Genomic DNA, 19818 nt, shown 5'->3' on the forward strand with positions numbered 1-19818 from the left:
TTTCAGGTGTTGCCCAGCCACGCATTTGGCCTGTAGGGTTCTCAACCTGTACATGGGCGGGACGTATTTTCCCGTTTGTCGTGCCTTGGGGGGCCATGTTTATGAAATTTTCCGACCGCGCATTTTCCGGCAGCGCGAAGATTTTCGCCTTGCTGACACTTTCCGCTTTGACTGCATGCGGAGACGAAGCGAAGACGCCTGCCGCCGCGCCGGTACCCTCGGTCACGGTTTCCGGCATTCAGACCAAGGATATCCGCCAGAGCGCGAGCTTTATTGGCCAGGTTGCTGCCATCAACGAAGTGGAACTCGTGGCCCGTGTCAGCGGCTTTCTGGATGAGAAGTCCGTTCCGGACGGATCGCTGGTCAAGAAGGGGCAGATGCTCTTCGTCATCGAGAAAAGCCAGTATGAAGCGAATGTTCAGAAGGCCCAGGCCGACCTGGACAGCGCCAAGGCGGATGCGGCGCTGAAGGCGGCAAACGAGGCCCGGGACAAGGACCTGTTTGACAAGGGGCATATTTCCCAGGCGGCCTTCCAGGCAACGCAAGCCCAGACAGCTCAGGCCAAGGCGGCCGTGGAAGCAGCTGGGGCGGCCCTCGCCCAAGCCAATCTCGATCTCAGCTATACAGATGTTGCCGCGCCCTTTGATGGCCGGATTGGCAAGACACCTTATAGCGTTGGCGATGTGGTTGGACCGTCTTCCAGCGCGCTCGGCACCGTGATCCAGCTGGCTCCAGTCTATGTGAATTTCTCGGTCAGCCAGTCTCAGTATCTGAGCGCGTTGAACGCTCACAAACTGAATCCGTCCGACATCAAGCCGGAAGAAACGCCGAATCTGACGCTGGGCCTTCCCAACGGGGACCAATATGGCGAGACCGGCAAGATCGTCTTTATCGACAACAAGGTCGATACCCAGACCGGGACAATTGCGTTCCGGGGCGAGTTTGCCAATCAGGACGGCGTGCTGGTGGATGGCACCTATGTGTCGGTGACAATCGAATCTCCGCAGGAAACCAGTGCCCTGATGGTGCCGCAGGCGGCTGTACAGCGGGACCAGCGCGGCAGTTTCGTGCTCGTGGTCAACAGCAGCAGCACGGTGGAGCAGCGCTATATTCAGCTTGGGGCTCAGGTGGGAACTGACTTCATCGTGAAGGATGGTTTGCAGGAAGGTGAGAGCGTGATCACGGAGGGGCTGCAGAAGGTCCGGCCCGGTGTCCCGGTCAAGGCGATCCAGTCAGTCAGCCAGGCGGGGTAGGGCTCATGTTCTCGGTCTTTTTCATCCGGCGTCCCAGATTCGCCCTGGTGATTTCCCTCGTGATCACCATTGCTGGTGCCCTCGGCTATTTCTCTCTTCCTGTCGAACAGTTCCCCAACATCACCCCGCCGGTCGTCAATGTCTCGGCGAGTTATGTTGGTGCCAGCGCCGACGTTCTGGAAGATACCGTTGCCGCCCCTATTGAGGCGCAGGTCAACGGTGTGGACAACATGCTCTACATGTCATCGAACAGCTCCGACAGCGGCAGCTATTCCTTGAATGTGACCTTCTCTGTCGGCACGGATCCGGATATTGCTGCGGTCAATGTCCAGAACCGCGTCAGTCAGGCCACCAGCCAGTTGCCTTCAGAAGTGACGGCCAATGGCGTGACCGTTCAAAAAGCCTCGACCAACATGCTTCTGGTGGTGGCGCTCTATTCTCCCAACGGCACCTATGACGAGGTGTTCCTTTCGAACTATGCGTCCATCAATCTGAAGGATTCGCTCGCCCGCGTTCCGGGCGTTGGCAAGGCGGACGTGCTGACGGATTTCGCCTACGGCATGCGGATCTGGCTCGACCCGGACCGTCTGGCCAGCATGGGTATGACGCCCACTGACTTCATCACCGCAGTCCGGGATCAGAACCTGCAGGTGGCGGCCGGTCAGATCGGGGCACCGCCGGTTCCCGCCGGACAGCAGTTCCAATACACGGTGAAGGCACAGGGACGTTTGTCCAGCGTCGAGCAGTTCGAAAACATCGTGCTGCGCACAGGCAAGGACGGTGCCATTGTGCGTGTCGGAGATGTGGCCCGTGTCGAAAGAGGCGCACAATCCTACGCGGCCAGCGGCGCGTTCAACGGCAAGGCCTCGACCATTCTGGCGGTCTATCAGGCACCTGGCGCCAATGCGATTGCCGTTGCCGAGGGTGTGCAGGCCCGTCTTGAGGAATTGTCCCGGGCCTTTCCCGACGACGTTGCCTATGAGGTGCCGTTTAACACGACGGATTTTGTCCAGGCCTCTCTCGACGATGTGATCGTCACACTGTGCATCACCTTTGTTCTGGTGGTTTCGGTGGTGTTCATTTTCCTGGGCAACTGGCGGGCGACAATCATTCCGACTGTTGCCATTCCCGTTTCCCTGATCGGCACCTTCGCGGTTCTGCTTGCGTTGGGCATGTCGCTGAACACGATCTCGCTCTTCGCTTTGGTTCTGGCCATCGGGATCGTGGTGGACGATGCCATCGTGGTGGTGGAAAACGTCGAACGTATCCTGAGTGAAGAGGATATCAGTCCGCAGGACGCGACGGCCAAGGCCATGGGGCAGATTACCGGCCCGGTCATCGCCACGACACTGGTTCTGCTCGCGGTTTTCGTGCCCACGATTTTCATGCCGGGCATCACCGGGGAACTCTACTCCCAGTTCGCGATCACCATTTCAGTCTCTGTGATCATTTCGTCGATCAACGCTCTGACCCTGTCTCCGGCGTTATGCGGATTGATTCTAAGGCGACGGGCCGGTCCGCCGCGCGGGATCATGGCGCTGTTCGACCGGGGCATCACCGGTGTGCGCAATGGCTATTCGGCTTTGGTGCGCAGATTTCTGCGCGCCGCCTTCCTAGGGCTTGCTGCCATTGCCGGTGTCGTCGCCTTGATTGTGGTGCTCGGCGGGCGGCTGCCACAGGGGTTCCTGCCGCTGGAGGATCAGGGCTATCTGATGGTTGACATCCAGCTGCCCGACGGGGCCTCCCTGGAACGCACCGAGATCATCACCAAGTCGCTGATTGATAAGGTGAAGCAGACCCCCGGCGTTGCCAATGTGGTGACGGTCAATGGATTTTCGATCCTCAATTCGGCCCTGTCCTCCAATTCGGCGATGATCATTGCCACGCTCGACAATTGGTCGAAGCGGCAGGAGGCCTCCCTGCGCGTCAACGCCATCCTGGGCAAGTTCTGGGCGGAGTTCTCAGCTGTTCCAGGAGCGCGGATCATTGCCTTCAATCCGCCGCCGATTCCCGGTCTTGGTACCACGGGCGGTGTGCAGATGATGGTTCAGCAAACCGGTGGCGGCACGCCGCAGGACCTTTCCTCTGCTGTTGGCTCCTTTGTCTATGGCGCGAACCAGTCGCCTGATATTGCCCAGGCCTATTCGACATTCCGGTCGGACGTGCCACAGCTCTTTGTCGATCTCGACCGGGAAAAGGCCAAAACCCTCGGCGTCAATGTCGCGGATGTGTTCACGACACTCCAAACTTATCTCGGTTCTTATTATGTGAATGACTTCAATATCTTCGGGCGAACCTACAAGGTGATGCTTCAGGCTGACGGCCAGTATCGCAACAATCCGGATGACATTGGACGGCTCTATGTCCGCGCGGCGGGCGGGGCCATGGTGCCGCTGAGCTCACTCGTGACGGTGAGCAACACGCTCGGGCCGCAAACACTGACGCGCTACAACATGTTCCGCTCCGCCACGCTGAACGCAGATCCGGCTCAGGGGGCGTCAACCGGCGCTGTCATGGCGGCGCTGCAGGGCGCGGCCACTGAAGCGCTTCCTTCCGGCTATAGCTATGAATGGACGGGGACGGCACTCCAGCAGCAGGGATCGGGAGACATCGTGCTCTTCATCCTGTTCCTGTCGATCCTGTTTGCCTATCTGTTCCTGGTGGCTCAGTACGAAAGCTGGAGCATGCCTCTGGCCATTCTGATGTCCGTGACGGTTGCCCTGCTGGGCGCTTTTGTTGCCGTCTTCCTGACGGGCGGGGACGTCAATCTCTACACGCAGATCGGTATGATCATGCTGGTCGGCATGGGGGCGAAGAACGCGATTCTGATCGTGGAATTTGCGATCGAACAGCGGGAGAGCGGCAAGTCGATTGTCGCCGCAGCAGAAGAAGCAGCGCACATGCGCTTCCGTGCTGTGATGATGACTGCCTTGTCCTTCCTGCTCGGCGTGGTGCCGTTGATGACGGCCAGCAGTGCTGGCGCAGCCAGTCAGAAAGCGATCGGTTTCGCGGTCTTCGGCGGCATGTTCTTCGCGTCGTCCCTTGGTGTGCTGCTTATTCCTTCCCTCTATGTGGTCGTTCAATCCACTCGCGAGAAGGTGAAAAGCATGCTTGGCATGAAGGCGGAAGAACCGGAATCCGCTCAAGCCGAAGGGTGAGTGCAAGCACATCTGAAACGGAAAAGAGCCGCTGAGATGCGGCTCTTTGAGTTGATGTGCAGGAAGGCTGAATGGGTCAGCGGGCGTCTTCCAGAATGGCAAGGTAGTCCTCTTCCGTTGCCAGGCGCGGGTTGGTGGCGTGGCAGTGGTCCTTGAGGGCAGCCTTGGCCACCTGGGCGCGGTGGTCAGCCGCGACACCGAGAGCGTCGAGGCCTGAGGGGATGCCGATGTCCTTGTTTAATTCTGCCATCACCTGATCCGGCTCACCGCCGAGAATGCGGCTCATCACATCCCATTTTGCCCCGATCACCGGTCTGTTGAAGCGCAGGACAGGCGGGGTGAGGATCGCGTTGAGCGTGCCGTGATGGAGGTTCAGCTCCTTGATGGCGCCCAGCGGATGGGTCAGCGAATGGATCGCCCCGAGCCCTTTCTGGAAGGCCATGGCGCCTTCGGTGGAGGCCATCATCATGTCCCAGCGGGCCTGTTTGTCCGATCCGTTCTTCACTGCCGTCCGGATCGCGCCGAAGCCACGGGTCAGACCATCCAGCGCGATGGCTTCCGCCGGCGGGTTGATGGACGGCGCCATATAGGTCTCAAGGCAATGGGAGATCGCGTCCATGCCGGTCGCGGCCGTCAGAAAGGGCGGCAGACCCAAGGTCAGCTCCGGGTCGCAGATGGCTATGGAGGGCAGCATGGCCGGGCTGATGACGCCAAGCTTGCGCCCGTCGTTCATGTTGATCACGGAGGCGCGCCCGACCTCGGAGCCAGTTCCTGCCGTGGTGGGCACGGCGATCATGGGGCAGACCTTGGGCGAGATCTTTGAGATGCCTCCCTCGATCGCGGCATATTGGGCGAGCGGTGCTGGATTGCCGGACAGAAGCCGCACGCCCTTGGCAAGATCGATGGAAGAGCCGCCGCCAAAACCGATCACGCCGTCGCAGCCGGTCTCCTGGTAGAGCGCATAAGCGTCCATAATGGCCGCTTCCGTGGGGTTCGATGGGGTGCCGTCGAAAGCGGCCGCATCCATGCCGAGTGGACCGGTCAATTTTTCAAGGAGACCAGCGGCAATCAGTCCCTTGTCCGTCACGATCAAGGGACGCGTCATGCCCAGGCTGGCGGCATGCTGGCCGCAGGTGGCAACAGCCCCGTGATCGAAAACGATGGTGGTCAGATAGGTAATCAGAGCCATGTGTGTGGAAGCCCTCCCGGTCTCTCTCTGTTATCCGCCGCACCTTTGCATATTCGCGAAGGGGTCGTCCTTCCCCAAAATTGGCGGTGTGCAGATTTTGGAAATGGGAAGAGAAAAAGCGCAATGAGGTCTAACTGGTCCTCAGCCTGCTAGCAAACCTCTCTGTTCGTCATCCCGGCCAAGCGTAGCGCGAGCCGGGACCGGAGAGCCAAAAGACTATCGGTTTCAGAGAGTCGACTACCGAAAGACCCGGGCTCACCGGTCCCGGATCTTCGCGTTGCTACGTCCGGGAGGACGAGTTGATAGGTTATCGTCAAACCTAGACGAAAACTTGCCCCGCACGCCGTCCCGGCCTTGAGCCGGGACCTATGCGATCCGGAGATTGGCCCCGGCTCAAGGCCGGGGCAGCGCGTGCTGGAGGCAACGCCAAAGCTATGAGGAGGCGTGGTTCCGCCTTGTGGGATGGACGTAGATCCGAGGCACCCGAACGCCTTTTATGCTGTTACAGCTTCCTCTGCCGCCAGGACGCAGGCTGCCTCGTGGCCGCCGCCCAGATCCACGCGGGGCGGTAGCGCCTTCCAGCACTCCGGCCGCGCCAGGCTGCAACGGGGCGCGAAGGAGCAGCTGGAAGGCGCATCCTCCAGCGGCGGCGGCGATCCGGGGATCGCGTCGAGACGGCTGCCTTTCACCGCTCCATGGAGATTGGCCGCCAGAAGCCCCTTGGTGTAGGGGTGGCGGGGATTCTTGATCACGTCGCGTGTCGTTCCGGTCTCGACGATATTGCCTGCATACATGACCGCGATCCGGTCGGAGACCTCGACAGCAACGCCAATGTCATGGGTCACGAAGATCACGCCCATGCCGAATTCCTTCTGCAGTTCACGCAGCAGCAGAAGGATCTGGATCTGGACGGTCGCATCCAGCGCGGTCGTCGGCTCATCGGCCAGGAGCAGCTTCGGGCGGCAGGCAAGGGCGAGGGCGATCATGGCGCGCTGGCGCATGCCGCCGGACATTTCATGCGGATAGTTCTTCAGCCGCCGTTCGGGCGAGGGGATGCGCACCCGCGTCAGCATATCGAGGGCCACATCCATGGCGGCGAGCTTGCTGATGCCCTTGTGCCGCATGACTGTTTCGGCGATCTGGTCGCCGATGGTGTAGACTGGATCCAGCGCCAGCGCTGGCTCCTGAAACACCATGGAGACATCACCACCCCGGTATTTGGCCAGTGCCCGGCCGGAAAGCGACATGACATCGGTGCCTAGAACCGTCACGGAGCCTTCCAGATCCGTGCGCTTGGGCGGCAGCAGGCGGAGAAGCGTCTTCAGCGTGACGCTCTTGCCCGAACCGGATTCGCCGAGCAGCCCCAGCATTTCGCCCGGCTTCAGGCTGAGGTTCAGGCCATTGATGGCATGGACCGTGCGCTCACCCTTGAAGCGGACGACAAGGTCCTTGAACTCGACAAGCGGTGTCTCGCTCATTCCGCGGCCTCCTTGAATGCCTGGCTGTGGCCGGAGGCCGGGTCCATCATGTGGCAGGCTGCCAGATGGGTCTCATCACCACCAATGACGCTGAGCTTCGGCTTGGCCGCGCTGCAGACGCTTTCGGCGAATTTGCAACGGGTGTGGAAGCGGCAGCCGGAGGGCGGGTTGATCGGATTGGGCGGATCGCCCGCCAGCGGCGGTTCTTCCGTCCGGTTGTCCGGATCCATGGAGGGCATGGCCGCGAACAGGGACGAGGTATAGGGGTGTGCCTGATTGTGATAGATTGCCTCGGCTGGCCCGACCTCGACCACTTCACCCAGATACATCACCAGAACCCGGTCGGAGATGTAGCGCACGACATTGAGATCGTGGGAGATGAAGATATAGGTCAGGCCGAACTCTTCTCTCAGCTCATTGAGAAGATTGAGCACCTGGGCTTCGACCGATTTGTCGAGAGCGGAAACCGCCTCATCCAGGATCACCAGGCGGGGCTCCATGGCGAGAGCCCGGGCAATGTTGACGCGCTGGCGCTGACCACCAGAGAGTTCGTGCGGATAGCGGTGGGCGAACCGCTCCGGCTCCAGCCCGACGCGCTTCAACAGGTTCCTTGCCTTGCCCTCCGGGTCTTCCAGACCGTTGATCTTCGGGCCGAAGGCGATGGAGTCCAGAATGGTCAGGCGGGGATTGAGAGAGGCGTAGCTGTCCTGAAACACCATCTGAACGCCCCGGCGCAACTCCTTGAGCGTAATATCCTCTCCCAGAACGTCACCATCGAAAATGATCTGGCCGTCATCCAGCTCGATCAGGCCGATCATCAGCCGGGCCGTGGTGGACTTGCCGCAGCCGCTCTCGCCGACGATGCCCAGCACTTCGCCCTTCTTCACATCGAAAGACACGCCGTCGACTGCATGAACGGTGGCCGTCTGGCGGTTCAGGAGGCCGGAGCGGATCGGAAAGTGACGCTTCAGATCCTTGGCGATCAGGAGTGGCTGGCGCGGTCCGCCGCGGTCCTCTTGTCTGGTCATGGGCTCAGTCCTTGACATTCATGGCACTCCGCAAACCGTCGCTCAGAAGATTGAGGCACAGGGACGTGATGAAGATCATCAGGCCGGGAAGGGCGGCGACCCAGGGATTGACGTAGATCGCCGTGCGCAGGGTGTTGAGCATCAGGCCCCATTCCGGCTCCGGCGGGCGCACACCGATGCCGAGGAAGGAGAGACCTGCAGCCAGGATCATGCAGACGCTGGTCAGGCTCGTGGCATAGACGAAGATCGGGCCGAGTACGTTGCCGAGCACATGCACCCGGATGATGGTCAGGGCATTGCCGCCCGAGGCCCTTGCCGCGTCGATGTAATCAAGCGCCCTGACGCTTGCTGTCGCGCTTTCAGCAACGCGGGCAATCGGCGGAATGAACACAATTGTGAGCGACACGATGGTGTTGAGAATGCCTGCCCCCAGAGCACCGGAAATGGCGATGGCCAGAAGCACGGAGGGGAAGGCGAAGAACACGTCGACCGTGCGCATGATGACCGTGTTGACCCAGCCACCCGCATAGCCGGCGATCAGGCCCAAAGTGGAGCCCATGACGAAGGCGAGAACGACCGGCACCAGCCCGGTGAAGAGCGTCAGTCGCCCGCCGTAGATCAGCCGGGCCAGCATGTCGCGCCCCTGTTCGTCGGTGCCGAGCGGAAAGCCGGGATAGCCGATGGGCTTCAGGCGCTTGATCATGCTGGCCTTGTAGGGATCATTCAGTCCCAGATAGGGCGCGAAGATCGCTGCCAGGATCAGGAGCAGGATGATCACCGCACAGGTGACGGCGACCGGATCGCGGGAGAAGCGCTTGACCACGCCGCTCCAGTAGCCCTTCGTCTTGGCCACCTGTTCTGCCGGAGCATTTGTTTCGGTTGCTGCCATAATCATGTCAGGACCTTTTAATGCGCGGGTCGATGGCGGCCTGAAGGACATCAACGATCAGGTTCATGGTCACGAAGAACAGCGCCAGAACCAGAATGGTGCCCTGCAGGAGCGGCAGGTCGCGCTGGAAGATGGCGTTGGACAGGAGAAAGCCGGAGCCGGGCCAGTTGAAAACGGTCTCAATCAGGATCGAGCCGCCGAGCAGGTAGCCGAGCTGAAGCCCCATGACCGAGAGGGCCGTCGGGGCGGCATTGCGGATCACGTGGCGCAGCACGTCCATGGGATAGAGGCCCTTGGCGAACAGCGCCTGGACAAAATCCATGGAGAAGATGTCGCCCACGAGTGCACGCACGGTACGGGCAACGATGCCGATCGGCACGACGGCCAGCGTCACGGCAGGCAGGATGAGAAAGCGGATATGCTCCAGATCCCAGCTCCATTCGCCCGAGCCGCCAGGGCCCGCGCCCATGGAGGGCAGCCAGCCGAGCTGGACGGAAAAGACGATGACCAGAACGATGCCGAGCCAGTAGTTGGGAACGGAGACACCGGTGATGGCGACGGCCGTGATCATCCTGTCGAAGATCGTGTCGCGGAAATAGCCTGCGAGGAAGCCGAGAAACAGCCCGATGGGGAAGGCAATCACGCTAGCCGCGAAGGCCAGGAGCAGCGAGTTCTTGACCGCAAGGAAAACTTCGCCGGCCACAGGGCGTCCAGTAGCGATGGACTTGCCGAGATCGCCGGTCGCGGCCTTGCCGATCCAGATTGCGTATTGAACGGGCATAGGTTTGTCGAGGCCATAGGCCGAGCGCATGGCGGCTTGTTCTTCCGCAGTGGCATCCACCGGCATGATCGCGGTCAGCGGATCACCAGGCGCGATGTGGACGAGCAGAAAGCAGAACATGCTCACGCCGATGGCGACGGGGAGAACATAGATCAGGCGCCGAACGAGATAGGTAAACATTCCCTGGTCCGTTCCTTGAATAGCTGGCCAAAACTGGCTGGAAAACGGGCGGATTGCTCCGTCCGTAAAGATGATTGCAAACTTTCTGCCGGTCTTTCCGGCAGGAGCTTGACCGGAGTTGAGGCCGTGGCGGCATATGCCCTCTCCCCCCTTGCGGGGGAGATGTCAGCGGAAGCTGACAGAGGGGGGGAACGCATCTGCATAGCCGGTAAGAGCGGTTGTGCTCTGAGAGGTCTATACCCCCCTCTGCCCCCATTCGGGGGCATCTCCCCCGCAAGGGGGGAGACTGGAGCCTGCCGGGCTGTTTGCGATTTAAACAAAGGCATCTCCACCGGACAGAATCGGTTTGACCCATCGGCATTGAAGGAACGGCGTGGATGACCAGATCATGTCTGGTCATCACGACCTCAAAGAGGCCGGTTCCTGCCACTTAAGCCATTCCGGCTGGCGGATTGCTCCGCCAGCCGGAATGGCATCAGTCCATCGTGATGGACGAGAAGTTCTGGTACCAGTTCTGGGCCTGCACGAAGCCCTTCACCTTCGGGCTGAGCGCCCGCGGTGCCACGTCATGGGTGACCATCAGGAAGAGGGCGTCATTGACGTATTTCTCGTGGGTCTTGCGCAGAACCTCGTTCTGGGCTTCCGGATCGAAGGTGGTCTTGATCTGCTTGAACAGGTCCTGCATCTCCGGATCGCAATAGTGGCCCCAGTTGGTGCCGTTCGGGGCGATCAGGTCACAGGAGAGGTGACGGATAAGGCCGGTGAACGGATCCTGGATGAAGTAGGTGAAGTTGATGGACTGGGAGCCTTCAACGCTCGGGTCTGCCGCGCCAGCGCGCCACAGATTGATCATCTGGTTCCATTCCACGACCATGAATTCCACTTCGATGCCGACTTCTGCCAGGCTCTGCTGGATGTATTCGTTCATCGGCAGCGGCAGCATCTGGCCGGACCCGGACGGGGAAATCAGGGCCTTCACCTTCAGCGGCTTGTCCGGGCCGTAGCCGGCTTCCGCCAGAAGCTTCTTGGCTTCTTCCGGGTCATATTTCACGTCGAAGGTCGGCTTGCCGAACCACTGGCTGGACGGCGGCAGGAAACCCTTGGCCGGAATCGCCAGACCGCCGAGGAGTTCACTTAGGCCTTCGCGGTCAATCGCAAGGTTTGCCGCCTTGCGCACGCGGATGTCGTTCCAGGGCGAGCCATCCAGGCGGGACAGGTGCCAGGTCCAGTTGTGCGGATAGGCGTTGGAGACGATCTGGAATCCGTTGCCCTTCAGGGCCGGAATGGTATCCGGGGCCGGAGCTTCGATCCAGTCGACCTGACCGGACATGATCGCGGCGGTCCGGGCATTAGGCTCCGGCAACGGCATCAGGACCATCTTGTCCAGTTGCGGCACGCGGGTCTTGTCCCAATAGGCATCGTTCGGCACCATTTCGGCGCGCTCGCGCGGCACGAAGCTGGTCAGCTTCCACGGGCCTGTGCCGGAAGGGGCCTTGGCAACCTCTTCCCAGCTCTTGCCATGGGCTTCCCAGTTGGCCTTGGAGGACATCAGGATCCAGGCGAGCTGGTAGGGCAGGGTCGCGTCTGGCTCCTTGGTGGTGATTTCAAGGGTGAGGTCGTCGATAGCCTTGTAGGAAGCAACAGCCGGAATGCGCGACTTGCCCTGGGCAGACTGGCGCGGATCATACTGTTCCGCATCTGGGTTCAGCAGCTTTTCCAGGTTCCAGACCACGGTTTCGGCGGTAAACGGGCTGCCGTCGTGGAAGGTGACGCCTTCGCGCAGCTTGAAGGTCCACTTGGTGGTGTCGTTCGGGTCGACCGACCATTCTGTGGCAAGGCCGGGGATCAGGACAGACGGCTTGTCGGCGCTGGTCAGATCCCACTCGACCAGAGAGTCATAGACCGTGTAGCCCATGAAGCGCATGCCTTCGCCGCCCTGGTCCGTCTGACCGGTGGTCAGCGGAATATCCGCCGCCGTCATGCCGATACGCAATGTGCCGCCGGCCCATCCGTCAATTGAGGTGGAAGCCAGCAGGGCGAGCGACAAAGTCGCGAGCGCCGCTTTCTTGAACGTCTTGAGAGCCATTCCCGTCATCCTCTTTTCAACATGCCGCAGGCATGGCGCCTGCGTTGATGTTTTGGTCGTGCCGTCTGCCTGCTGCGTTTCCCTGTGGCGCGATGCATTCCGCGCTGCCGTGTCTCCCGTCGGCCTTGCTGGCCGCTGCTGTTCTTGACCGGATCTCCAAGAGCGTGTCCTCTGTGAACTCGTTCTGCAGGTGTGCCGGATCGTATCTCCGGCGCCTAGGCGCGCTCAACCCCTTCTCGTTGGAGAAAGGATAAGAAAAACAATATTTTGCCAGTTGATTTTCGTGCTTGTTTTCAAGTTTGAAGTCGGGTTACGACTATCTGGTCTGACCAGATGACGGTAGGTTTTGGTCAAAATTCATGCAAGATTATAGTTTGGGCATAGATGATGAGAAATGCAGCAGGCAGGGTGCCGGCAGACCCTTTTCAAGGCTCGGATGAACCTCAGGAAGAAGCATCCTCCTCAGTGCCATCCCGGGTTGCGCGTGCCATCCAGGACATGATCGCGGAGCGCAGCCTGCAGGCTGGCGACATGCTGCCATCTCAGCGGGATATGACGGTGCTGCTGGGCGCCTCGCGCCCGTCCGTCCGTGAAGCGGTCTCCATGCTGGAAACGCTTGGGCTGGTGAGGGTGGAAAAGCGCAAGGGTGTGTTCGTTGCAGCTCCCGGCGGCAGAAGCCCTGCCGATATGTGGCCGCTGGAGGCTGGCTATGCTCTCAAGGAGGTGTTCCAGTTCCGGGTGAGCTTTGAGCCTGCAGCCCTGCGTCTGGCCTTTCCGAACCTCAAGGGCGCTGCGCTGCAAAGGCTGCGCGCCTACGCCGATGCCCTGAAGGTGGCTGCCTCGAATGGCAATTCCGTTCTGGCTGCCGAGCAGGACACGCTCTTTCACGATGTGATTTTCGAGCACTGCGGCAACCATCTTTACGACGATATCCGCAGACACCTTTCGCGGGTCATGCAGAACAGCCAATGGGTTCCAATGGTCATGCTGGAGCAGGTCCGTGATACCGCAGAGGAGCACATGTCCATTCTCGCGGCCATCGAGGCGGGCGATTGCGATGCTGCTTGCGCGGCGCTGGAAAATCACATCATCGCAGCCGCAAGGCGTTGCGACCTCGACATTAACATCAATCTGTCCCCCAGGGAGCAAACTCAATGAGCGTCATTCATGCGGTCACGGACACTGCCGGTGCATATGCCGAGTATTTTCAGCATCCCGTTTCCGGCGGCGCGGGGCCTCTCAGCGGTCTGAGTTTCGCCGTCAAGGACAACTACGCCTATGAGGGGCGGGTGGCCGGCAACGGCAATCCTCTCTGGAAGGCAACCCATGCCGCCAGCCAGGAGACTGCTCCTGCGGTGCGGCTGATGCTGGATGCGGGCGCAAACCTGAACGGTTTCACCTTGATGGAAGAGCTGGCCTTTTCAATCACCGGGATCAATGCTCATTACGGGACACCGCTCAACTCTGCCGCGCCAGACCGGGTGCCGGGTGGTTCGTCGTCTGGCTCTGCTTCAGCCGTCGCAGCCGGTCTGGCCGATTTCGCCCTCGGCAGCGACACGGGCGGCTCCGTGCGTGTTCCGGCGTCCTTCTGCGGTCTGTTTGGTCTGCGCCCGACTCATGGGCGCATTGATGGCACCGGCTTGCTGCCGCTTGCGGCGAGTTTCGACGTGCCCGGCTGGTTTACCCGTGATCTCGGCACCATGCTCAAGGTGTCCGCCTCCTTCGGCATCAAGGCCGGAGCAGGCCGGGTGCCGGACAGGCTCTGGATTCCGGATGAGATTTGGGCGCGGCTGACACCTCAGGTCCGGGCTTCTTTTGCGGCAGTTTTAGGCAGACTGGAGGCCCTTGGCCTTGAGATCGAGCGCTCCGCACTGCCGGGCCTGCCGCTGGAAGACTGGCTGCAGACCTTCCGCACCCTGCAGAGCTATGAGGCCTGGCAGGCAAATGGCGATTGGATCACCCGCGAGAAACCGGAATTCGGGCCGGGTGTTGGTGCAAGGTTCGAGTTCGGCTCGAAGATTTCGGAAAAGGCCTTCCAGGATGCCTGCGCCCATCGCGAGGCGATCCGGGCCGAGATGGATACGGTTTTTGCGGCAGGCACTGTTTTGGTGATCCCGTCTGCGCCGGGGCCTGCGCCCAAGATCGACACACTTGAGCCGGAGCTGGATGCCTACCGTGGCCAGACCATGTGCCTGACGTGCATCTCGGGGCTGAACGGCTATCCGGAGCTCTCTGTGCCCGGTGTTTTGCACGAAGGTGCGCCAGTCGGGCTGTCGCTCATTGCGCCAAGGTGCCGGGATCAGGATCTTCTGGCACTGGCAGCCGCATTGTGACCGGGGCGGGACCGGGCAGACAGGCTGAAAAGCAGGCCGCAGGAGAGGGGCAACGCTCTTCTCCGCGCATTGTTCTCATCAATCCCAATACCAATTGCGGCACCACAAGCCGGATGGTGGAGATTGCCCGCGATGCGGCCTTGCAGCTGGCGGTCAGCGAAGGGCAGGGCGAGGGGCTTTCGATCGAAGGCATGACAGTGGCGTCCGGCGTGCCGCTGATCACAAACGAACCGGCTCTGTCCGCGGCAGCGCAGGCCGTTGTGGATCTCGGCCTTTCCCTGCCGCTGGAAACCGCGGGCGTGATTGTCTCTGCCTTCGGCGATCCGGGACTGGACACGCTGCGCCGCCGGTTGAGCGTTCCTGTCGCGGGCATTGCCGAATCGTCCTTCCATGAGGCTGCCGGAGGAGGCCGGCGTTTCGCGGTTGTGACAACCACGCCGGACCTGAAGGCGGCGATCACCGCAAGGGCGGTAGGCGAAGGATTTGGAGCCCTGTTTGCCGGCGTCTGGCTGACACCGGGCGATCCTGCCCACCTGATGGCAAATGAAGAGGCGCTGCTTGAGGAGCTGCTTCGCGCGATCGGGGCCGCTGCCCGTCAGGATGCCGTAGAGGCAGTCATCATTGGCGGAGGTCCGCTCGCCAGCGCCGCCCGCGCGCTTGCATCCGTCAGCCCAGTTCCGCTGATCGAGCCGATCCCGGCAGCTGTCCGGCATATGGCGAAGCTCGTTGCAGCCGCATGACTGCGGAAAAAGATCAGTGCGATCAATGCTTTGAAGGAGAGGGAGTGGTGAGCGCGCAGGGGTTCGAACCCTGGACCTACTGATTAAAAGTCAGTTGCTCTACCAGCTGAGCTACGCGCTCCCAACAAGGGATTCACAAGGAATTATAAGGCTCTGGTCAGCCGCGCCAAGGCGCTTCCGATGCGGATGTGGCGTTGTGTATGCTGACAGGCTCCGGGTTTCAAGCCTGTTTGGACAAAAAATCGTGTGTAAGGTGGAGAACCATCCGGCAAGCGCGGGATCCTGGTGGAATTAACCTAACCATCAAGTCCATCCGGTCAGTTCCGGAAAAAGCCTCCGGTTTAGGTGGTATTGACGATTCCGGTAGCGGGAAAATTGTTGTAAGTTACATTCATCATTATTAGCAAAACTTGCAGCAGCATCGAAGCAAGGCTTTGGCGCCGGCCTTCAAGTGAGCCCAGCACACCAAGAGCGAGGCTAAATGCCAGACCATTATGCCGATCCGGTTGCGGAACCTGTCGAACTTGAGTTCGTCAGAGGTCATATCGCCGCGACAATGACACTTGTTCTGGGGCTGATTGATCAGGGTGTGATCGACCGGCTGAGGCTTGATACGTTTTTTGCGGGCTTTATTTCGGAGCTGCCGCACACACGCGACACGCTTGGTCTGCGTCTGGTGCTTGACCAGTGGCGCGACGGGCTTCGTTCGGGCCGCGACGAAGGACAGCTCCGGCAGGCCGTTTTTGAAGTGATTGAGGGTGGGCGCGAATAAAACCTGCTCCTTGCTGCTGCAAGTGTGATGTGAAGATTGAAAGCGCTGACAGACCTGTTGGCGCTTTTTCGATTCTGAGGCCTTGTCCGGTACCTGATCGGGGCGGAGCCAATTCCGGGACCCGCGACGGTGAATTGCCGTGCGTCGATCTGCCTCTCGAAATGGTGAGCCATTTGTGGCTTCCTGTCAGCCCGCTCCGTGGACTATAGATCGCAGATATCTCAGGGTGGTCCGGGAGCGGAAGAAAGCTGGCAGATGTCCGGCCACGAACAGGAAGACGCGCAATGCTGGGGAATGTGACAATCTGGGGAGCCTTTTTGGCGGGGCTGCTGTCTTTTGTGTCGCCATGCGTCCTGCCTCTTGTGCCGCCCTATCTGGGCTTCATTGCCGGAGTGTCTCTTGAAGAACTCACGGGCAAGGATGATCATAAATCCGCGTCCCGCCGGGTTTTTCTGGCGTCACTGGCCTTCGTCGCAGGCTTTACGACGGTGTTTGTCGCGCTTGGCGCCAGCGCCAGTTTCCTTGGCCAGTTCGTCACCCAGCATATCCAGTTCCTGGGCTATATCGCCGGTGCGGCGATCATCGTGATGGGGCTTCACTTTCTGGGCGTCTTCCGGATCGCGTTTCTCTACCGCGAGGCACGCGTGCATGTTGAGCGCAAGCCAACCGGCTTGCTTGGTGCTTATGTCATCGGTCTGGCTTTTGCGTTCGGCTGGACGCCCTGTGTCGGGCCGATCCTGGCGGCGATTCTTTTCGTCGCCGGATCTGAGGAGACAGTGACTCAAGGCGCGCTGCTTCTGACGTCTTACGCGCTCGGCCTTGGCATTCCCTTTCTTCTGGCAGCGCTCTTTGCCGGACCATTCCTGGGATTTATGAAGAAGTTCCGCCGTCACATGGGGATGGTGGAAAAGGCCATGGGCGTGGTCCTTGTTCTGACCGGGCTGCTTTTCATCACCGGACAGATGGCCACGTTCTCCTATTGGCTCCTTGAAACCTTCCCGGCTTTCTCTGCGATTGGGTAAGGACGTGAGGGCAGGCTTCTCGTCTGCTGACCTTGAGAAGTGGCTCAGAAGCGCATGCTGGCTTCGAGCTGAACCTGATCGGAGGGGAGTTCGTTTCCTGCGAAAAAGGCTGGACGGCAGGCGCCTGAAATATCCAGAAGCTTCAGGCAGGCCACAGCTGCGTCAGCTGCATTGGCGAAGGGGCCAAGGAGCAGATCCAGTTCACCGGGGTTCAGTTCCGAGGGCATGAGCCGGGCCTGCATACCGCGCATGCGGTCTGCGTTCTGGTGCTCGAAGTTCCGCCAGGCTGTTTTGGCAGCAGACTCGTCCTTGAAGTGGCCGACAATCACCGCGAAATCCGTGCGCCGGACTGACGTTCCTTCAGAACCCGAAACTCTCCCCGAGGCTTGCCCTGGAACAACCAGAGACGGTTTGGCTTCCGGATCTGGGACATCCTGCTGCGGAATGGACCCTGTTTCGGACGGAGTTCCGTCTACCGGTGGAAGAAGCGCATTGTTGACGGCAAACCGGACCGGGTCCGGTTTGGAGGCTTCTGCATGCTTCGGAGCCAGTGTGCCGGAAACGTCCGCCAGCGGTGCTGTCTGCTCCGGATTGCCGCGTCTGAAGGCCTGTCCGGTGAGTGTTTCTGGCGCAGGCAGGGTTTCCACTTTCCGGTGAGGCAGCGTCTCGGAGGCGCTCTTTGGTTCCGTGCGCGCAGGCTCGGGCCCAGTCTTCGCCTGCATGGGCGTTTTGACCGCAGCAGGCTTCTGATTGTCTCCAGCACCGCCATCCGGCGATTTGGCAAGGCCCGGGCCCTGGGGGAGGCTGGCCTGGCTTTCCAGTTTCGCAATCCGTGCGGAGTAGCGCTCGTTTTGCTGGGCCAGCGTCGTCAGCCGCATGCGCAGCGTTGCCAGTTCGCTCTGAAGCGCATTGATATGGCTGGTGTTCTGGGGAAACTGACTGCGCTGAGATGGGTAGACCTGAATGTCGTCCCGGCCGATCGAGGCCGTCGTGCTGACGTCTCCGGGAGGGGGAAGGCGCACCCCCGCATAGGTATTGAGGTCCAGCCGCCCGGTTCCGAAATTATAAGCGGCCAGGCCCATGCTGCCGGCAAAGATGGCACCAAGCGCCCAGCAGCTGACAAAGACACGCTGCGTAGTCAACGCCTGCGTGACGAGGTCTCTGGTTCTGCCTTTTGCCGGTCCCTTGGGCACGCGTTCTGTTGTCCTGCGCAACGTGAAAAATACGGATCAGACGAATCTGTCCGCAAATCTCTCCTATCTGACCGAAAATATAGTTAACGGGCAATCGTCCGGTCCAGCCGTTTCCAAGGATGATTGAGTTAAACGCAGATAAAGCTTCGGCTTTCCCGGTTGATCTGTGAAGAACAGTGCATGCGCTTTCATTGTTTTCACGGAAAAGGCATATAGACGCCATGAAACGGCGTCACGCTGGCCCGGTCTCGGGGCTGGTTTTTTGACCTGCGCCGCATGGTGATGTTACGGGAGTGCCTTGATGACCACCCGAAGTTTTCTGGCAATCGTGCTGGCCGCAGGCCTTGGGACGCGCATGCGGTCCGCCTTGCCAAAAGTGATGCATCCTGTGGGGTATATGCCCTTGGTCGGCCATGTGCTCTCTGCGGTGAAAGCTGCCGGAGCGAGCCGGTCCGCGGTGGTCGTGGGACCGGAGATGCCGGAACTGGAAGATCTGGTTGCCAAACTTGCGCCTGAGGCCGCCTGTTATGTTCAGCTGGAACGCCTGGGAACGGCCCATGCGGTTCTGGCAGCCCGTTCTGCGCTTGAAGAACGGGCGGATGATATTCTTGTGCTCTTCGGAGACACGCCGCTGGTCACCCCGGAGACGATCGCCCTGGTCCGCGGGGAACTTGCGGGGGGTGCTGATGTAGCTGTGCTGGGGTTCCGGACGGACAAGCCTTTCGGCTATGGCCGTTTGCTGATCGATGGCGGGCGGGTGACGGCGATCCGGGAAGAAAAGGATGCCAGCGAGGAAGAACGGAAGGTCACTTTCTGCAACTCCGGCATCATGGGCTTCCGCGGAGCGCATGCGCTGTCCCTGCTGGAAGCCATCGGCAACAGCAATGCCAAGGGTGAGTTCTACCTGACGGATGCAGTTGAGATTGCCAGCGCGCGCGGTCTCAACGTGACCGCCGTGGAAGGTGACGAGAGCGAAGTGCAGGGGGTTAACACCCGCGAGCAGCTCAGCCAGTGCGAGGCGGTTTTTCAGGACCGGATGCGCAAGGACGCGATGGAGCGGGGCGTGACGCTTCTGGCACCCGATACTGTTTTTTTCGCCCACGATACCCGCATTGCTCCGGATGTAACCCTTGAACAGAACATCGTGTTCGGGCCAGGTGTCTCGGTCGAGAGCGGATCTGTCATCCGGGCGTTCAGCCATCTTGAAGGCGCGCAGGTCGGTGCGGGGTCGACCGTCGGCCCCTTTGCCCGGCTGCGCCCCGGTGCGAACCTCTCCGAGGGGGCGCATATAGGCAACTTTGTCGAGATCAAGAACGCGAAGGTGGGCGAGGGCGCCAAGGTCAATCATCTGACCTATATTGGCGATGCAACCGTTGGCGCGGCAAGCAACATCGGCGCCGGCACCATCACCTGCAATTATGACGGGTTCGGCAAGCATCACACCGACATCGGGCCGGGAAGTTTCATCGGCTCCAATTCGACGCTCGTGGCTCCTGTCACGCTTGGCAAGGGCGCTTATGTGGCGGCTGGCAGTGTGGTGACCGAACCGGTTGAAGCGGATGCGCTTGTGATCGGCCGCGCCCGCCAGATCATCAAGCGCCACAGGGCGGAAGAACTCCGTGCCAAGTTCAAGGCTGCTAAGGACGCAAAGTCCAAGGGCGAGTGACCGCGCAACCTGTTACCAGCGTTTCTGCCGGTGAAACGAAGTGAAACAGG

15 protein-coding genes and 1 tRNA gene are annotated in these 19818 nt (G+C 60.6%); 8 read left to right on the top strand and 8 right to left on the bottom strand.

Annotated elements, in window-relative coordinates; all coding sequences use genetic code 11:
* The first annotated feature begins 101 nt into the window (after nt 1-101).
* Both IG616_RS04110 and IG616_RS04115 read left to right on the top strand, forming a co-directional pair.
* Nucleotides 102-1253: an efflux RND transporter periplasmic adaptor subunit gene (locus IG616_RS04110; RefSeq protein ID WP_192146764.1), complete on the top strand. Its 1152-nt coding sequence runs from the start codon at nt 102-104 to the stop codon at nt 1251-1253.
* A 5-nt stretch (nt 1254-1258) separates the two neighbouring features.
* On the top strand, nt 1259-4411 hold the full coding sequence (locus IG616_RS04115; RefSeq protein ID WP_192146766.1) for an efflux RND transporter permease subunit: 3153 nt from the start codon (nt 1259-1261) through the stop codon (nt 4409-4411).
* Between the two features lie 76 nt (nt 4412-4487).
* On the opposite strand, the gene IG616_RS04120 is transcribed toward IG616_RS04115, so the two are convergent.
* The 6 genes from IG616_RS04120 to IG616_RS04145 all read right to left on the bottom strand — a co-directional run bounded on the left by IG616_RS04120 (nt 4488) and on the right by IG616_RS04145 (nt 12042).
* The gene (locus IG616_RS04120; protein WP_192146768.1) at nt 4488-5600 is read right to left on the bottom strand and encodes an iron-containing alcohol dehydrogenase; all 1113 of its coding nucleotides are present in this window, start codon (nt 5598-5600) and stop codon (nt 4488-4490) included.
* 494 nt (nt 5601-6094) lie between these two features.
* On the bottom strand, nt 6095-7078 hold the full coding sequence (locus IG616_RS04125; protein ID WP_192146770.1) for an ABC transporter ATP-binding protein: 984 nt from the start codon (nt 7076-7078) through the stop codon (nt 6095-6097).
* Nucleotides 7075-8106, bottom strand: a complete 1032-nt coding sequence (locus IG616_RS04130) for an ABC transporter ATP-binding protein (protein WP_425504147.1) — start codon at nt 8104-8106, stop codon at nt 7075-7077. Before IG616_RS04130 ends, IG616_RS04125 begins: the two co-directional genes overlap by 4 nt.
* Before the next feature lie 4 nt (nt 8107-8110).
* Complete coding sequence (locus tag IG616_RS04135; protein ID WP_192147223.1) at nt 8111-8995, bottom strand: ABC transporter permease; 885 nt, start codon at nt 8993-8995, stop codon at nt 8111-8113.
* A 7-nt stretch (nt 8996-9002) separates the two neighbouring features.
* Nucleotides 9003-9956, bottom strand: a complete 954-nt coding sequence (locus tag IG616_RS04140; RefSeq protein ID WP_192146782.1) for an ABC transporter permease — start codon at nt 9954-9956, stop codon at nt 9003-9005.
* A 475-nt stretch (nt 9957-10431) separates the two neighbouring features.
* Complete coding sequence (locus tag IG616_RS04145) at nt 10432-12042, bottom strand: ABC transporter substrate-binding protein (protein WP_192146784.1); 1611 nt, start codon at nt 12040-12042, stop codon at nt 10432-10434.
* 465 nt (nt 12043-12507) lie between these two features.
* Here IG616_RS04145 and IG616_RS04150 point away from each other — a divergent pair, with 465 nt between their 5' ends.
* The 3 genes from IG616_RS04150 to IG616_RS04160 are packed head-to-tail and all read left to right on the top strand — an operon-like array spanning nt 12508 to nt 15115.
* Nucleotides 12508-13200, top strand: a complete 693-nt coding sequence (locus IG616_RS04150) for an FCD domain-containing protein (RefSeq protein WP_192146786.1) — start codon at nt 12508-12510, stop codon at nt 13198-13200.
* Complete coding sequence (locus tag IG616_RS04155) at nt 13197-14375, top strand: amidase (RefSeq protein WP_192146788.1); 1179 nt, start codon at nt 13197-13199, stop codon at nt 14373-14375. The genes IG616_RS04150 and IG616_RS04155 overlap by 4 nt, the downstream gene beginning before the upstream one ends.
* Nucleotides 14372-15115: an aspartate/glutamate racemase family protein gene (locus tag IG616_RS04160; RefSeq protein ID WP_209007280.1), complete on the top strand. Its 744-nt coding sequence runs from the start codon at nt 14372-14374 to the stop codon at nt 15113-15115. Before IG616_RS04155 ends, IG616_RS04160 begins: the two co-directional genes overlap by 4 nt.
* A 45-nt stretch (nt 15116-15160) precedes the next feature.
* Here the strand turns inward: IG616_RS04160 and IG616_RS04165 are convergent.
* Nucleotides 15161-15236 (bottom strand) — tRNA-Lys (locus IG616_RS04165).
* Between the two features lie 360 nt (nt 15237-15596).
* Between IG616_RS04165 and IG616_RS04170 the strand changes: the two genes are divergently transcribed.
* Nucleotides 15597-15887, top strand: coding sequence for a hypothetical protein (locus tag IG616_RS04170; RefSeq protein ID WP_192146790.1), 291 nt, complete (start codon nt 15597-15599; stop codon nt 15885-15887).
* 284 nt (nt 15888-16171) lie between these two features.
* The gene (locus IG616_RS04175) at nt 16172-16909 is read left to right on the top strand and encodes a cytochrome c biogenesis CcdA family protein (RefSeq protein WP_192146792.1); all 738 of its coding nucleotides are present in this window, start codon (nt 16172-16174) and stop codon (nt 16907-16909) included.
* Nucleotides 16910-16953: 44 nt separating this feature from the next.
* Here the strand turns inward: IG616_RS04175 and IG616_RS04180 are convergent, their stop codons facing one another.
* Nucleotides 16954-18102, bottom strand: a complete 1149-nt coding sequence (locus IG616_RS04180) for a hypothetical protein (protein WP_192146794.1) — start codon at nt 18100-18102, stop codon at nt 16954-16956.
* 301 nt (nt 18103-18403) lie between these two features.
* On the opposite strand from IG616_RS04180, the gene glmU reads away from it, so the two are divergent.
* Nucleotides 18404-19768 carry a bifunctional UDP-N-acetylglucosamine diphosphorylase/glucosamine-1-phosphate N-acetyltransferase GlmU gene (gene glmU / locus IG616_RS04185; protein ID WP_192146797.1) on the top strand — a complete coding sequence of 455 codons (1365 nt, stop codon included), beginning with the start codon at nt 18404-18406 and terminating at the stop codon, nt 19766-19768.
* The last annotated feature ends 50 nt before the right edge of the window (nt 19769-19818 follow it).

This window comes from Roseibium litorale, from assembly GCF_014842915.1.
GTDB classification, from domain to species: Bacteria; Pseudomonadota; Alphaproteobacteria; order Rhizobiales; family Stappiaceae; genus Roseibium; species Roseibium litorale.

What these genes read in the sequence shown, in the direction of transcription:
- IG616_RS04135 (WP_192147223.1), bottom strand. Translation starts at nt 8,995, where the DNA reads ATGGCAGCAACCGAAACAAATGCTCCGGCAGAACAGGTGGCCAAGACG.
- IG616_RS04175 (WP_192146792.1), top strand. Translation starts at nt 16,172, where the DNA reads ATGCTGGGGAATGTGACAATCTGGGGAGCCTTTTTGGCGGGGCTGCTG.
- IG616_RS04140 (WP_192146782.1), bottom strand. Translation starts at nt 9,956, where the DNA reads ATGTTTACCTATCTCGTTCGGCGCCTGATCTATGTTCTCCCCGTCGCC.
- IG616_RS04125 (WP_192146770.1), bottom strand. Translation starts at nt 7,078, where the DNA reads ATGAGCGAGACACCGCTTGTCGAGTTCAAGGACCTTGTCGTCCGCTTC.
- glmU (WP_192146797.1), top strand. Translation starts at nt 18,404, where the DNA reads ATGACCACCCGAAGTTTTCTGGCAATCGTGCTGGCCGCAGGCCTTGGG.
- IG616_RS04120 (WP_192146768.1), bottom strand. Translation starts at nt 5,600, where the DNA reads ATGGCTCTGATTACCTATCTGACCACCATCGTTTTCGATCACGGGGCT.
- IG616_RS04130 (WP_425504147.1), bottom strand. Translation starts at nt 8,106, where the DNA reads ATGACCAGACAAGAGGACCGCGGCGGACCGCGCCAGCCACTCCTGATC.
- IG616_RS04155 (WP_192146788.1), top strand. Translation starts at nt 13,197, where the DNA reads ATGAGCGTCATTCATGCGGTCACGGACACTGCCGGTGCATATGCCGAG.
- IG616_RS04145 (WP_192146784.1), bottom strand. Translation starts at nt 12,042, where the DNA reads ATGGCTCTCAAGACGTTCAAGAAAGCGGCGCTCGCGACTTTGTCGCTC.
- IG616_RS04115 (WP_192146766.1), top strand. Translation starts at nt 1,259, where the DNA reads ATGTTCTCGGTCTTTTTCATCCGGCGTCCCAGATTCGCCCTGGTGATT.
- IG616_RS04110 (WP_192146764.1), top strand. Translation starts at nt 102, where the DNA reads ATGAAATTTTCCGACCGCGCATTTTCCGGCAGCGCGAAGATTTTCGCC.
- IG616_RS04170 (WP_192146790.1), top strand. Translation starts at nt 15,597, where the DNA reads ATGCCAGACCATTATGCCGATCCGGTTGCGGAACCTGTCGAACTTGAG.